Raw genomic sequence first — 12,928 nt, 5'->3', positions numbered from 1 at the left:
CTAATGACCTCCACTGATTCACCCGATGTGGAGGCGCCACGCCATGAATACTTCGAATAAAAACATTGCCCAGTGGAGAGAGTACGTCAGCGGTTGCCTGGACTTCCGTCCGGATGAAGGCGTGTTCCGCATCGCCCGGGACATGTTCACCGAGCCGGAACTGTTCGACCTGGAGATGGAACTCATCTTCGAGAAGAACTGGATCTACGCCTGCCACGAGAGCGAGATCGCCAACCCGAACGACTTCATGACCCTGCGCGCCGGCCGCCAGCCGATGATCATCACCCGCGATGGCAACGGCCAGCTCCACGCCCTGATCAACGCCTGCCAGCACCGTGGCGCCACCCTGACCCGCGTCGGCAAGGGCAACCAGTCCACCTTCACCTGCCCCTTCCACGCCTGGTGCTACAAGAGCGACGGCCGCCTGGTGAAGGTCAAGGCGCCGGGCGAATACCCGGAAGGCTTCGACAAGGCCACCCGCGGCCTGAAGAAGGCGCGCATCGCCAGCTACAAAGGCTTCGTTTTCATCAGCCTGGACGCCGCCGGCACCGACAGCCTGGAAGCCTTCCTCGGTGACACCAAAGTGTTCTTCGACATGATGGTGGCCCAGTCCCCCACCGGCGAACTGGAAGTGCTGCCCGGCAAGTCCACCTACACCTTCGACGGCAACTGGAAGCTGCAGAACGAGAACGGCCTGGACGGCTATCACGTCAGCACCGTTCACTACAACTACGTGGCCACCGTGCAGCACCGCCAGCAGGTCAACGCTGCCAACGGCAGTACCAGCGACACCCTGGACTACAGCAAGCTCGGCGCCGGCGACGCGGAGACCGACGACGGCTGGTTCTCCTTCCACAACGGCCACAGCGTGCTGTTCAGCGACATGCCCAACCCCACCGTGCGCCCCGGCTACGCCACTGTGATGCCGCGTCTGGTGGAGGAATACGGCCAGGCCAAGGCGGAGTGGATGATGCACCGCCTGCGCAACCTGAACATCTACCCCAGCTTGTTCTTCATGGACCAGATCAGCTCCCAGCTGCGCATCGTGCGCCCGTTGGCCTGGAACAAGACCGAGATCATCAGCCAGTGCATCGGCGTGAAGGGCGAGTCCGACGCTGATCGCGAAAGCCGCATCCGCCAGTTCGAAGACTTCTTCAACGTCTCCGGCATGGGCACACCCGACGACCTGGTGGAATTCCGCGAACAGCAGCGCGGCTTCCAGGGGCGCCTGGAGCGCTGGAGCGATATCTCCCGCGGTCACGGCAAGTGGGTCACCGGCCCCACCGCCAACAGCGAAACCATCGGTATCGCCCCGGCCATGACCGGCACCGAGTTCACCCATGAAGGCCTGTACGTGAACCAGCACAGCAACTGGCAGCGGTTCCTGCTCCAGGGCCTGGACAACAAAGCCCTGAAACTGACGGAGGTGGAGCAATGAATCCGCAGCTGCAATACCAGATCGAACAGTTCCTCTACACGAAATCCGCCCTGTGCGACGCCCAGGACTGGGACGCCTACCTGGACCTGTTCGACGAGCAGTGCGAGTACCACCTGCCCCAGTGGGACTCCGAGCACGAGTACACCCAAGACCCGAAGCGCGGCATGTCGCTGATCTACTACAGCAACCGCTCGGGCCTGGAAGACCGCGTGTTCCGCATCCGCACCGGCAAGGCCGCCTCGACCATCCCGATGCCGCGCACCGCGCACCTGATCAACAACGTGCGCATCGCCGAGCGCGACGACGGCCAACTGGAGGTGAAGGCCAACTGGCACACCCTCTACTACCGGTTGGGCCAGAGCGAGCAGTTCTACGGGTACGTCACCTACCACCTCAAGCCCGAGGGCGAGAGCTGGAAGATCACCCGCAAGCACATGCTGCTGCTCAACGACACCATCAACTCGGTGCTCGACTTCTACCACCTCTGATCTGCGGGATGTACGCGCCATGAACCACAAGGTCGCCTTCAGTTTTGCCGACGGCAAAACCCTGTTCTTCCCCGTGCAGGGCAACGAGATCCTTCTCGATGCCGCCCTGCGCAACGGCATCAACATTCCGCTGGACTGCCGCGAGGGCGTCTGCGGCACCTGCATGGGCCGCTGCGAGTCCGGCCGCTACGCCATGGACTACGTGGACGAGGAGGCCTTGTCGGCCAAGGACCTGGAGCAGCGCAAGGTCCTCACCTGCCAGACCCGCGTGCAGTCCGACGCCTCCTTCTACTTCGACTTCGACTCGGCGCTCTGCGGCGCGTCGAAGACGGTGGAAGAGCGCGGCATCGTCACCCACGTCGAGCAGGTCTCGCCCACCACCGCGATCCTGCATCTGGATGCCGGCGTCGACGGCCAACAGCTGGACTTCCTGCCCGGGCAGTACGCCCGCCTGCAGGTACCGGGCACGGATTCGAAACGCTCCTACTCCTTCGCCAACCGGCCGAATGCGGAAAACAAATTGCAGTTCCTCATCCGCCTGCTGCCGGACGGGGTGATGAGCAACTACATCCGCGAACGCTGCAAGGTGGGTGACGAAATCCGCTTCGAGGCCCCGCTGGGCGCGTTCTACCTGCGCCATGTGGAGAAGCCCCTGCTCCTGGTGGCGGGCGGTACTGGCCTTTCGGCCTTCCTGGGCATGCTCGACGAAATCGCCGACCGTGGCGGCTGTGGCCAGCCGGTGCACCTGTTCTACGGCGTGCGCCAGGTGGCCGACCTCTGCGAACTGCAGCGCATCCAGGGCTATGCCGAGCGTATCCCCGGCTTCAGCTTCACCCCGGTGATCAGCGACGAAGGCCAGGACTGGCACGGCAAGTGCGGCTACGTGGCCGACCACTTCGACGCTGCCACCCTGCGCGAGGCGCCCTTCGACATGTACCTCTGCGGCCCGCCGCCCATGGTGGAGTCGGTGAAGACCTGGCTCACCGACAACGGCATCGACAACGGCCACCTGTATTTCGAGAAGTTCACCGAAAGCAATACCTAAGACCCGCTCCGCCCCCTCCGTAGGATGGGTGGAGCTTGCGATACCCATCAATCCGCGACGTCAGGCGTATTCGGACTCATCGCCCGGACACCGGCCAGCATGGGTTTCACTCCACTCGCGGCCCCTCCGAGACGCAAAAAAAAGCCGGCGCATAGCGCCGGCCGTTTCCGTTTCCAATCAGCAATCAGGCCACCTGGGTCACCCCCGACCGCCGCATCGCCATGGCGAACAGCGCAAGGCTGGCCACCAGCAGCGGCACCGCCAGCCACAGGAAGAACAGCTGCAAGCCGCCCGCTGCGGCGAACAGCCAGGCGCCCAGGGACGAGCCGATGATCGAACCGGCGCGGCCGGCGCTCAGGGCCCAGGCCACGCCGGTGGCGCGGGCCTGGGTCGGGTAGAAGGTGGCGGCCAGGATGCTCAGGTTATTCAGCGCGCCGGTGAGGGTGAAGCCGACCACGAAGACCATCAGCAGCAAGGCCATGGCATCGCCCAACTGGGTGCCGCTCAGGGCCAGGGCGATGGCAGATGGCGGAGCTCTGCGGCCCGCTTCCCGTGGTGGCGAGGGTGATGGCCTGGGCTGCCGAACCTGGCACAGGCCCCCTCGGCCGTTGGTAAGCCACGTGGATTGAACGGAACGACGGAACCACCTCGTAGGGTGCGCTGCGCGCACCAATGGCTGGACGTAGCGCCAGGTCTGAGCCTGGAAAGCGGTGCGCACAGCGCACCCTACAGTCGCCAGGCGCCGGAATCATGTCGCGGGGAAAGTGGGCTCCTCGCCCTTCCGGGGGGAGTACGGCACGGGAGTGAAGGGGCTTCCGGACCCTGAGAAATCCCGGGCATAAAAAAGCCGGCCAAACGGCCGGCTCAAATGGCGGGGGAACCAGCCTCCCCCACCAAGTCGGTGACTCAGGCTTCAGCGCGTACGCGGTCGCGGATGGCTTCCTGTTCGGAAGTCAGGGCGTTCTGCAGCTGGAAGTCGAAGTCGATCTCGGCGAAGCGGCCTTCTACACCACGGGCAGCGGCAGCGGCGGCATCTTCGGTGAAGCGCACTTCACCCACCAGGCCGTCGCGGGTGGCGTAGGCGAAGTCATCCCACAGGTACTCGTCGCCCGACAGGTTGATCTGGGTGGTCAGGTGACGGTAGCCCGGCGCGGAGATGAAGAAGTGGATGTGCGCGGGGCGATTGCCGTGGCGGCCCAGCAGGTTCAGCACTTCCTGAGTGGTGCCATCCGGCGGGCAGCCGTAGCCGGACGGTACGATGCTGCGGGCACGGTAGCGGCCTTCGGCGTCGGTGACGATGCGGCGGCGCAGGTTGTAGTCGGACTGGGTGGTGTCGAAGTAGGAGTAGGTGCCTTTGGTGTTGGCATGCCACAGGTCGACGACCGCACCGGCGATCGGCTTGCCATCAGCGTCCTTCACCTGGCCCTGCAGGAACATCACGGTGCCTGGATCGGTGCCGTCGTCCATGCGGGTTTCGCCTTCGGACATCGGCGCACCCGCCACGTACAGCGGGCCTTCGATGGTGCGGGGGGTACCGCCGCTCAGGCCGGCCTGCTCGTCCTGGGCGTCCAGCAGCAGGTCCAGGTAGTGCTCAAGGCCGAGGCCGGCCACCAGCAGGCCGGCTTCGCCACGAGCGCCCATGCGGTTGAGGTAGTCCACCGCCTTCCAGAATTCTTCGGTGGTGACTTCCAGGTCTTCGATGATCTTGATGGTGTCGAGCAGGATGCGGTTGACCAGCTTTTTCATGCGCTGGCTGCCCTGGTCGTTGTTGAAGCCGCTGGCTTCCTGGAAGAACTTTTGAACGCTTTCGGAGCTGGACAGTTTGATAGTCATGGCTATTTCCTCATCTTGTTGTTATCGGGCACGGGACGATCAGCGATCGTCTTCATGAATCGACGACGGGTGGCGGCAAAGGCCGTCGACCTCGATATCCATGTACGGGAACAGCGGCAGCTGCATCAGGGTATCGTGCAGCTCCTCGACGCTGGCGACGTCAAAGATGCTGTAGTTGGCGTAGTGGCCGGCAATGCGCCACAGGTGGCGCCACTTGCCCTCGCGCTGCAGGCGCTGGGCCAGCTCTTTTTCGTCGGCCTTGAGCGTGGCGGCCTTGGCCGGGTCCATGTCGACCGGGAGTCTTACGGTCATCTTCACGTGGAACAGCATCGGATCGGTCTCCTGTTTACTTGCGGCGGAAGAACGCCAGGCGCTCTTCGTCCAGGGCGAGGCCAAGGCCTGGGGTACGCGGCACGTGCAGCTGGAAGTCGCGGTAGACCGGGGCTTCGGTGACGATTTCCTCGGTCAGCAGCAGCGGTCCGAACAGCTCGGTGTGCCAGGTCAGTTGCTTCAGGGTGACGAAGGCGTGGGCCGACGCCAGGGTGCCGATGGAGCCTTCCAGCATGGTACCGCCGTAGAGGGCGATACCCGCCGCCTCGGCGATCTGCGCAGTGCGCAGCACGGCACGCGGGCCGCCGTTCTTGGCGATCTTCAGGGCGAAGATGCTGGCGGCGCCGTCGGCGGCCAGGCTGAAGGCGTCCTCGACGCTCTCGATGGATTCGTCGGCCATGATCGGCGCCGGGCTGCGCTTGTTCAGGCGTACCTGGCCGGAACGGTTGATGCGCGAGATGGGCTGCTCGATCAGGTCGATGCCGTTGTCGCCGAGGATGCGGCAGGCGCGCAGGGCCACGGATTCGTCCCAGGCCTGGTTGACGTCGACGCGCACGCTGGCGGAATCGCCCAGGGCCTTCTTGATGGCGATGACGTGGGCCAGGTCCTTGTTCACCTCGCCGGCGCCGATCTTCAGCTTGAAGATGCGGTGGCGACGGACTTCCAGCATGTGTTCGGCTTCGGCGATGTCCTTGGCGGTGTCGCCGCTGGCCAGGGTCCAGGCCACTTCCAGGCTGTCACGCACACGGCCGCCGAGCAGTTCGCTGACCGGCAGGCCAAGGCGCTTGCCCTGGGCATCGAGCAGTGCGCTTTCCAGGCCGGACTTGGCGAAGGTATTGCCCTTGGCTGCCTTGTCCAGGCGCAGCATGGCGGCGTTGATATTGGCGGCGTCCTGGCCGACCAGCAGCGGAGCCAGGTGGCTGTCGATGTTCTGCTTGATGCTTTCCGGGCTCTCGTTTCCGTAGGCCAGGCCACCGATGGTGGTGGACTCGCCCAGGCCTTCGATGCCATCGGAGCAGCGCAGGCGGATCACCACCAGGGTCTGGTTCTGCATGGTGTGCATGGCCAGCTTGTGCGGGCGGATGGTCGGCAGGTCGACGATGATTGCCTCGACGCTTTCGATCAGGACTTGGCTCACTTCAATACCCATCAGGTTGAATTTCTCTGTGCCTGGATATTGAGTCCCTGCCGGTTTTGGTTCCAATATTGATTTTGTCTGCAACGATACCTGCCAGGTATCGCCAATCTGGAATGGAGGCCTCCATGGAACTTCGCCACCTGCGCTACTTCCAGGCGCTTGCCGAAACCCTCAATTTCACCCGCGCCGCCGAGCGCCTGCACATCGCCCAACCGCCGCTGAGCCGGCAGATCCAGCAGCTGGAAGACGAATTGGGGGTAGCCCTTCTGGACCGTGGCCGCCCCCTGCGCCTGACCGAGGCCGGACGTTTTTTCCACGAGCATTCCAGCACCCTCCTCGAGCAACTGGCGAAGGTCTGTGACAATACCCGCCGGATTGGATCGGGCGAAAAGGCCTGGCTCGGCATTGGCTTCGCCCCCTCCACCCTCTACGGCGTGCTTCCCGATCTGATCCGCCGCCTGCGCAGCGATGCCGGCCTGGAGCTGGGCCTGTCGGAGATGACCACCCTGCAACAGGTGGACTCCCTCAAGGCCGGGCGCATCGACGTTGGCTTCGGCCGTATCCACATCAACGATCCGGCAATCCAGCAGCAGGTGCTGACCCTCGACCCGCTGGTGGCCGCCCTGCCTGCCGGGCATCCGTTATTGCCCGGCCCGGTAAGCCTCACCGACCTCGCCCAGGAGCCCTTCGTGCTCTATCCGGGCAATCCGCGCCCCAGCTATGCCGACCATGTGCTGTCGCTGTTCGCCGCCTACGGCCTGCAGATCGAGGTGGCGCAGTGGACCAACGAACTGCAGACCGCCATCGGCCTGGTCGCCGCCGGCATCGGCATCACCCTGGTGCCGGCCTCGGTGCAGGTGCTGCACCGCATCGACATCGGCTACGCCAGCCTGCAGGAAGCCCAGGCCACCTCCCCCATCATCATCAGCCGCCGCGTGGGCGACGCCTCGCCGGCGCTGACCCATTGCCTGTCATTGATCGAAGAACTGTCCGAAGGGCGGATCGGCTAGCCAGCCGATGTAGGGTGGATCACGCTTCACCGATCCACCGTCCGTGGCTCACCCGAACTCCATTGGTGGATGTAAAACGCGACATCCACCCTACGGGGCAGCTGCGCTGCCCTTGGCGAATGAATTCGCCCCCACGAAAAGCAGTCCGTAGGATGAGTAGAGCTTGCGAAACCCATCAACCATGGTCCGCATGGGTTTCGTACCTCAACCCATCCTACGAAGAGCGGCCACACCGCTCGCACAAGAAAAAAAGCCCGCAAAGGAGTGGAACGGGCCGAGGTAAAGCGTGAAAAAAGAGCGGCTACTGCAGCGGCGAGAACGTCGCCGGCAGGTAGCGCTCGCGCTCGGTCTGGCGGGTCGTCTCGTCAGTGAAGCCGCGCAACACGGCGATCTGGTTCAGCGGGCCGATTTCCGAGGCCCAGCAGCCCACCAGAGTGCACCCCGGCAGCGCCTCGGCGAGGGTGGATTCCAGGCGCGCCAGGGCCGCGGCCGGAGTGCGCACGCGCAGGGTGAAGGTGATGAGTTCGTAGAGTCGCATCGGGGTCTCTTGGGCGTTGCCGGGAGCAGGTCCGACCGTGACCGGCCGGCCCTGTGCGGCGCAGAACATGAAGGTGCAGGGGGTGATCAGCAGGCCGAACGCGAGGCATCGCCCAGGCGATGGTAGGCGCGATTGAAATACACCAGGCCTTCCTGGTTCTTGCCATGAACGATCCCCAGCACCTCGCAGTAGAAGATGGTGTGCGAACCCACTTCATGGGCCTGGGCGATGCGGCAGTCGAAGCTCACCAGGGCGTCGTCCAGCAGCGGGGAGCCACTTTCCAGGGTGCTCCAGCTGGCGCGGGCGAAGCGTTGCTCGGAGTCCAGCTCGCGGTTGGCGAACACGGCGGAAATCTCCTTCAGCTCGGCGGTCAGCACATTCACGCTGAGCACGCCGTTCTGCTTGAAATGTCCGTTGGCGAACGAGGAGCGGTTCATGCACACCAGCAGCGTCGGCGGCTGGTCGGTGACGCTGCACACCGCCGAGGCGGTAAAGCCGAAGCGTCCGGCGGCACCATCGGTGGTGATGACGGAAACGGCGCCGCCCAGCAGCGCCATGGCATTACGGAATCCAGTGGTATCGACCATGGTCTTGCCCCTCTCCTGTCAGATGTCCAGCACCAGTTTTTTTGATTTGGCCCGCGAGCAGCAGACCAGGATCTGGTCGTTGGCGGCCTTCTCGTCATCGGTCAGGTAGACGTCGCGGTGGTCCGGCTCGCCTTCCAGCACGTCACACAAGCAGGTGCCGCAGACGCCCTGTTCGCAGGAAATCTCGATCTTGATGCCGACACCGGCCAGCGCGTCGAGGATGCTCTGACCCTCGGCCACCTGCACGGTCTTGCCGCTGCGCTGGGCGACCACTTCGAAGCTCTCGCCGCTGGCATCCACTTCCACCTGGAAGTACTCGCGATGGATGTGATCATCCGCGTAGCCGGCTTTGCGCGCCTCGGCGATCACCCAGTCCATGAACCCGGCGGGGCCACAGACGTACACATGCACGCCCTCGGCGGGCTGACCCAGCACGGCGGGCAGATCGAGCTTCTGCGCGGCGTCTTCATCGTCGAAGTGAGTGCGCACGCAGGCGGCGAAGGCGGCGCTTTGCAGTTCGTCGAGGAAGGCGGTACGGCTGCGCGAGCGGCCGCAATAGTGCAGCTCGAAGGCGCTGTCCTTCGCGGTCAGCTCGTGAGCCATGGCGATCATCGGGGTGATGCCGATGCCACCGCCGATGAGGATCGAGCGGCTCGCGCCGGCCGCCAGGGGGAACAGGTTGCGCGGTGCGCCGATGGCGACCTCGCTGCCTTCCTGCAGCAGTTCGTGGACCGCAACCGAACCACCACGGGAAGCCGGGTCGCGCAGCACGCCCAGGCGGTAGACGGAGGCGTTGGCCGGGTCACCGCAAAGGGAGTACTGGCGCACCAGGCCTGGCTTGAGGTGGATATCCACATGGGCGCCGGCGTCGAACGCCGGCAGGGGTCTGCCCGACGGGTCGGCAAGGTCGAGGATTACCACGCCCTCGCCCTGCTCCACCCGCTTGCGGACCACCAGATTCAACACTTGCTCACTCATACCGGCCTTCCCGCACCCTCGTGGGTGCTGTTTCGTTCTCGTTTGTACTCACCGCACTGCACGCACGGCCCTGCTTTGTCACTTCGCGCAATCAGCGCATGAAGAGGCCTCCATTCACATCCCAGGTCGCCCCGGTCGTGAAATAGGCTTCCGGACGCGCCAGCTGCACCACCAGGTCGCCGAGGAAATCGGCATCGCCCAGGCGCTTGACCGGAATGTTGGCGAGCAGCCCTTCCATGCGCTCCGGCGGCACTGCCGCGCGCACCGCCGGGGACTCGATGGGCCCCGGGGCGATGGCGTTGACGGTGACACCGCCGGCCGCCAGCTCCTTGGCGAAGATCTTGGTCAGGGTGACGATGGCGCCCTTGGACGCGGCGTAGTGCGCGCCGGTGGCGGTGCCGCCGTTCTGCCCGGCCAGGGAGGCCATGTTGACGATCCGCCCGTAGCCGGCCGCCGCCATGTGCGCACCGAACACCTGGCAACCGACGAACACGCTGCGGGTGTTGAGGCTGAGGACGCGGTCGAACTCCTCCGGGCTGATCTGCATCACAGGCGTCGTCATGGTCATGGCGGCGTTGTTCACCGCCACGTGCAGGGCGCCGAAGCGTTCCAGCGTCGCCGCCAGGGCCACTTCGAAGTCAGCCTTGCTGGCCACGTCGAGTTTCAGCGCCAGGCTGCGCTGGCCACTCGGGTCGAGCCTGTCGGCGGCGGCCTGGGCGCGCTCCAGCGACAGGTCGGTGATCGCCACCGCGTAACCGGCGGCGAACAGACGGCTGGCGATGGCGAGGCCCAGGCCTTGCGCCGCGCCGGTTACCAAAGCTACTTGGGTCATGGCCGGCGCCTCAGAGGATGTAACCGATACCCGCCAGGGTGTCGGTGGAATTGATGAGCTGGATCAGCTTGCGCTGGATCTTGAAGCCCTCGCCTTCGCGCTTGAGCTGGAAGGTGATGTCGGCGGTGTAGTGCTTGAGCACGTCCTTGCGGAATTCCCGCAGGTTCTGTGCGCAGCGCACGGTCACCACGCCGTCTTCCTCGCCGAGCACGCGGAAGCGCGACAGGGCGCGCACGGTACGGGCACGCGGACTGGTGGAGATGGACTCACCGCCGATCAGACGCTGCACGCGCAGCTGGCGCATGTGGTGGTCGTCGTAGGCGTAGTTCAGGGTGTTCTCGAAGTCGGTCTCGGTGGGATCGATCGGGATGATGTAGGTGCCCTTGTCGGTCCACAGGTTCAACCAGGCGTCGAATTCGCCGTGGTCGAGCATGTCCGCTTCCTGCCAGATGAAGGCGCTGACGTGATTGAGCAATTCAAGGTTCATGGTTGTGTTCTCCTCACGCCGACATCATCTTTTTCCACTGCTGATAGGCCGCACGCATGCCGGTCTCGGCGCTCACGTCGCTGATCAGCCCGTCCTCGCTCTCTTTCTCACCGGGCAGGCCGCGGTTGAGCATGATCCAGAGGTCGGTGCCGGCCTGGGCGCCCTTCTGCACGCGCTCCCAGGCTTCGGAGTCGTCCGGGGTGCCGAAGCCCATGGGGCCCTGGAAGTGTTCGTGCAGGCGCAGGCGGTAGCGGTTGGCCACGGCCGGGCCGCCGTCCATGGTGATGACCGCGTGGTGGATTTCAGTCTCGTTCACCGAGATCGGCTGCAGCACGCGGAAGAAGGCCATGGAGCAGGCCACGTTGGGGAACAGGTTGAGGTTGAAGCCGGAACCGCCGACGGCGCGGACGATACGGCGCACCTGCTGTTCTTCGATGCCTTCGGCGCGCAGCTCCTCGGCCAGGGCTTCGAAGCGCTCGGGAATCGGCTTGTCCAGGTCGGCTTCCAGGTCCACCAGCTCGGGGATCATCACCATCACGCTGTGGCCGTTGCCAAGGTCTTCGACGTAGCCCGGTCCCTTCACGAAGTCGAAGAGTTCCAGGGTCTGCTCGTCCACCGAGGACAGGAACGACTTGTGCACCAGCGGGAAGTGGTAGGCGTCGGTGGTGTTTTCCAGCTGGATCTTCCAGTTGCCGGGGAAGCGGAAGCGGTGCTCACCGGACACTTTCACGCCGTAGCCGGCGCCCTGCTTCATGAACAGGTCGATCCACTTCCTGGCCGGGCCGAGGAAGTCCACCAGCGGCTCGATGTCGTCCTTGAAGGTGGCGAAGATCATGCCGTTGTATTGCTCGACGCGCAGGCTCACCAGGGGCAGTTCGCCCTTGTCCAGGCAGTCGGCGTAGCTTTCCGGGTGCGGCACACCGCGCAGGCTGCCGTCCAGGGCGTAGCTCCAGCCGTGGTAGGGGCAGACGAAGCTGTTGGTCTTGCCCTTCTTGTGCTCGCAAACGGTGGCGCCACGGTGGCGGCAACGGTTGAGCAGCACGTGCACGTCCTTCTTGCGGTCACGCACGACGATTACCGGCTGCTTGCCGATGTAGGTGCTCTTGTAGCTGCCGGCCTCGGGAATCTCGCTGGCGTGGGCGACCCAGACCCAGGTGCTGTAGAAGACCTTCTCCAGCTCCTCGTCGAAGAGGCGGGCGTCGGTGTAGAGGGCGGTGTGCACGCGGTCGTGCAGCACCAGGTCGGCCGGCGAGCTGGCCAGGTTCACGCTTTCGATCAGGTTGGTCACGGTCACTCCTCGTCGGCGCAGGGCACCGACTCACAAAAAAAGGTCATTCGCCGTTCTTGCCCGGCACTGGCAGGTGCGCGTCGCTGTTCCACGCCTCCACCGGCCGGCTGAACAGGTTCTCGGTCTGGAAATGGGCCATGCGCCAGGCGCCCTCCTCCTCGCGGAACTTCACCGTCAGGCGTGCCGCGTTAAGGTGCGAGGCGCCGCTGGCAAAGGTGGAGGTCTGCAACATCACCCAGCTGCCGGTGGCTTGCGCACCCTCCACGCGAATCAGCTCCGAGCAGAGGAAGTGCACGTTCAGGGCGAAGTGCGCCGGCGCCACCACGTAGGTGGCGAACATGGCGCGGATCGCCTCACGGCCCTGGTAGCCGCCGAAGCTCTTGGCGTACTTGGCGCCCTTGCCTTCCCAGACGGCATCAAAGGTGAACAGGCCGGCCAGTTCGTCCAGGGGCGTGCGCGCGTCCAGGGCGTCGCATAGCGCCATGTAGCGGTTCATGCAGGTGCGCACGGCATGTTCGCTTTCCAGCTGGCGCAGTCGGGCTTCGAGGGCTTGGCTCATGGCGGTCACGCACGCTGGATGATCAGTTCGCGGCCGGTGCGGGCCTCGACCTTGGCGTAGCGCCACAGCTTGTAGGTGCCATCACCCACCGGCGTGGTGCGGAACAGGTTGCAGGCGGCGTGGACGGTTTCGATGTCCGGTACGTCGGCCAGCAGGTAGGTGGTCCAGGGGTAGCCGGTGCTTGGTCCGACCATGCTCTGGTCGTCGTCCATGTTGCCGAACACCTTCACGCCGGGCAGGTCGTGGATGCCGTTCCACATTTCGCTGAAGGCGGCCCAGACCTGCAGTTGCTCCTCGCGCGGGGCATCGAAGAAGTTCTGGTTGATCCCCATGCAGAAGAGGACGCGCAGGGCTTTTTTCTCGCTCATCACAATCAC

15 protein-coding genes and 1 pseudogene are annotated in these 12,928 nt (G+C 64.8%); 4 read left to right on the top strand and 12 right to left on the bottom strand.

The annotated features are described in order from the left end of the window. The first annotated feature begins 43 nt into the window (after window positions 1-43). The 3 genes from antA to antC are packed head-to-tail and all read left to right on the top strand — an operon-like array spanning window position 44 to window position 2,971. A complete protein-coding gene (gene antA, locus TQ98_RS06225; protein ID WP_044875142.1) occupies window positions 44-1,438 on the top strand; it encodes an anthranilate 1,2-dioxygenase large subunit in 1,395 nt (464 codons plus the stop codon). After that, window positions 1,435-1,926: an anthranilate 1,2-dioxygenase small subunit gene (gene antB, locus TQ98_RS06220; protein WP_044875143.1), complete on the top strand. Its 492-nt coding sequence runs from the start codon at window positions 1,435-1,437 to the stop codon at window positions 1,924-1,926. Before antA ends, antB begins: the two co-directional genes overlap by 4 nt. 19 nt (window positions 1,927-1,945) lie before the next feature. Continuing rightward, entirely contained in the window at window positions 1,946-2,971 is a 1,026-nt protein-coding gene (gene antC / locus TQ98_RS06215; protein ID WP_044875144.1) for an anthranilate 1,2-dioxygenase electron transfer component AntC, read from the top strand. Window positions 2,972-3,155: 184 nt separating this feature from the next. Here antC and TQ98_RS06210 read toward each other — a convergent pair whose 3' ends face one another. The 4 genes from TQ98_RS06210 to TQ98_RS06195 all read right to left on the bottom strand — a co-directional run bounded on the left by TQ98_RS06210 (window position 3,156) and on the right by TQ98_RS06195 (window position 6,272). Continuing rightward, window positions 3,156-3,452, bottom strand: a complete 297-nt coding sequence (locus TQ98_RS06210; protein ID WP_177410159.1) for a hypothetical protein — start codon at window positions 3,450-3,452, stop codon at window positions 3,156-3,158. Window positions 3,453-3,877: 425 nt separating this feature from the next. Next, a complete protein-coding gene (gene catA, locus TQ98_RS06205; RefSeq protein WP_044875146.1) occupies window positions 3,878-4,804 on the bottom strand; it encodes a catechol 1,2-dioxygenase in 927 nt (308 codons plus the stop codon). A 39-nt stretch (window positions 4,805-4,843) separates the two neighbouring features. Then, window positions 4,844-5,134 carry a muconolactone Delta-isomerase gene (catC, locus tag TQ98_RS06200; protein WP_044875147.1) on the bottom strand — a complete coding sequence of 97 codons (291 nt, stop codon included), beginning with the start codon at window positions 5,132-5,134 and terminating at the stop codon, window positions 4,844-4,846. A 16-nt stretch (window positions 5,135-5,150) separates the two neighbouring features. Continuing rightward, window positions 5,151-6,272, bottom strand: a complete 1,122-nt coding sequence (locus TQ98_RS06195) for a muconate cycloisomerase family protein (RefSeq protein WP_044875487.1) — start codon at window positions 6,270-6,272, stop codon at window positions 5,151-5,153. Between the two features lie 125 nt (window positions 6,273-6,397). Between TQ98_RS06195 and TQ98_RS06190 the strand changes: the two genes are divergently transcribed. Continuing rightward, on the top strand, window positions 6,398-7,282 hold the full coding sequence (locus TQ98_RS06190; protein WP_044875148.1) for a LysR family transcriptional regulator: 885 nt from the start codon (window positions 6,398-6,400) through the stop codon (window positions 7,280-7,282). A 328-nt stretch (window positions 7,283-7,610) separates the two neighbouring features. Here TQ98_RS06190 and TQ98_RS06185 read toward each other — a convergent pair. From TQ98_RS06185 to TQ98_RS06150, 8 genes and pseudogenes are all read right to left on the bottom strand, one after another. After that, a pseudogene (locus TQ98_RS06185) lies at window positions 7,611-7,820 on the bottom strand (NIPSNAP family protein); the annotation flags it as partial. 86 nt (window positions 7,821-7,906) lie between these two features. Continuing rightward, window positions 7,907-8,407: a flavin reductase gene (locus TQ98_RS06180; protein WP_044875149.1), complete on the bottom strand. Its 501-nt coding sequence runs from the start codon at window positions 8,405-8,407 to the stop codon at window positions 7,907-7,909. 18 nt (window positions 8,408-8,425) lie between these two features. Beyond that, entirely contained in the window at window positions 8,426-9,385 is a 960-nt protein-coding gene (locus TQ98_RS06175; protein WP_044875150.1) for a PDR/VanB family oxidoreductase, read from the bottom strand. Between the two features lie 91 nt (window positions 9,386-9,476). Next, window positions 9,477-10,217, bottom strand: coding sequence for an SDR family NAD(P)-dependent oxidoreductase (locus tag TQ98_RS06170; RefSeq protein ID WP_044875151.1), 741 nt, complete (start codon window positions 10,215-10,217; stop codon window positions 9,477-9,479). Window positions 10,218-10,227: 10 nt separating this feature from the next. Then, the gene (locus TQ98_RS06165) at window positions 10,228-10,704 is read right to left on the bottom strand and encodes an aromatic-ring-hydroxylating dioxygenase subunit beta (RefSeq protein ID WP_044875152.1); all 477 of its coding nucleotides are present in this window, start codon (window positions 10,702-10,704) and stop codon (window positions 10,228-10,230) included. 13 nt (window positions 10,705-10,717) lie between these two features. Beyond that, window positions 10,718-11,992: an aromatic ring-hydroxylating dioxygenase subunit alpha gene (locus TQ98_RS06160; RefSeq protein WP_044875153.1), complete on the bottom strand. Its 1,275-nt coding sequence runs from the start codon at window positions 11,990-11,992 to the stop codon at window positions 10,718-10,720. A 43-nt stretch (window positions 11,993-12,035) separates the two neighbouring features. Further along, window positions 12,036-12,551 (bottom strand): nuclear transport factor 2 family protein, encoded by a 516-nt coding sequence (locus TQ98_RS06155; RefSeq protein WP_044875489.1) that lies wholly within the window; start codon window positions 12,549-12,551, stop codon window positions 12,036-12,038. A 5-nt stretch (window positions 12,552-12,556) separates the two neighbouring features. Continuing rightward, window positions 12,557-12,919 carry a hypothetical protein gene (locus TQ98_RS06150; protein ID WP_044875154.1) on the bottom strand — a complete coding sequence of 121 codons (363 nt, stop codon included), beginning with the start codon at window positions 12,917-12,919 and terminating at the stop codon, window positions 12,557-12,559. Window positions 12,920-12,928 lie beyond the last annotated feature (9 nt).

The organism is Pseudomonas sp. LFM046, assembly GCF_000949385.2.
GTDB lineage: Bacteria > Pseudomonadota > Gammaproteobacteria > Pseudomonadales > Pseudomonadaceae > Metapseudomonas.
This window is presented reverse-complemented; position numbering and strand designations above follow the sequence as displayed.